A 911-nucleotide genomic window follows, 5' to 3' on the forward strand; every position below is an offset into this window, starting at 1 on the left:
GCTCTGCCCCGATCAGCTCGGCGACCTGTTCGCGCGCTGTTTCCACTGCCTCTTCCGCCGCCCGGCCGAGCGCGTGCTCGACGGAGTGGGGATTGGCGAAATTCTCCTCCCACCAGGGGCGCATGGCGGCGAGGACGCGCGGGTCCATCGGCGTCGTCGCGTGGTGGTCGAGGTAGATGGGGCGGTTCGGGCGCATGGGAGACTATGTGGAGCCGGTGCCGCGGCGTGACGAGAGGCGCGCATGCATGGCGGCATAGGCCGTGAGGAAACGCTCGGGGGCGTCGTCATCAGCGTTCCAGGGCAGCGAGATGCGGATACCGCAGCCGGCATGGGCGCCGAAGCCCATCGCCTCCAACACATGCGAGGCCGCGACCTTGCCGGAGGAGCAGGCCGAGCCGGCCGAGACCCGGATGCCGGCCAGGTCCAGCGCGATCACCTGGGTCTCGGCAGGCATGCCCGGCAGGACGGCCAGGCTGGTGTTGGGCAGGCGCGGGGCTGCGGCGCCAGCGATAACGATCTCCGGGGAAATCCGACGCAGGCCTTCCTCGATGGCGTCGCGCAGGGCGGCGATGCGCCGGATGTCATAGGATTCGGTCACGGCCGCGCCTAAGGCGGCGATGGCCGGCAGCGGCTCGGTGCCGCCGCGCCGCCCACGCTCCTGGCCTCCGCCGGCGATGAGCGGCGGGAGGTGGAGCCCTGGCGCCAGGATCAGTGCCCCGGCTCCTGGCACGCCGCCGAGCTTGTGGGCGGAGATGGCGAGGCTGGTGGCGCTCACGGCCTCGACCCCGATGCGTCCGGCCGACTGCACGGCATCCACATGCAGCAGCGCGCCATGCGCCCGGCAGAGGGCCGTTACCTCGGCCAGGGGATGCAGGACGCCGGATTCGTTGTTGGCCGCCATCAGGCAGACC

General features: G+C 71.8%; 2 protein-coding genes. Both read right to left on the reverse strand.

Annotated elements, in window-relative coordinates; translation table 11 throughout:
• A partial coding sequence (locus AC1DWF_RS32915) for an aminotransferase class V-fold PLP-dependent enzyme (RefSeq protein ID WP_476842708.1) occupies positions 1-196 on the reverse strand: 196 nt, incomplete at its 3' end.
• Positions 197-202: 6 nt separating this feature from the next.
• On the reverse strand, positions 203-911 hold a 709-nt coding region (locus AC1DWF_RS32920; RefSeq protein WP_476842709.1), incomplete at its 5' end, for a cysteine desulfurase family protein.

The organism is Aminobacter sp. P4_D5 (genome assembly GCF_056401815.1).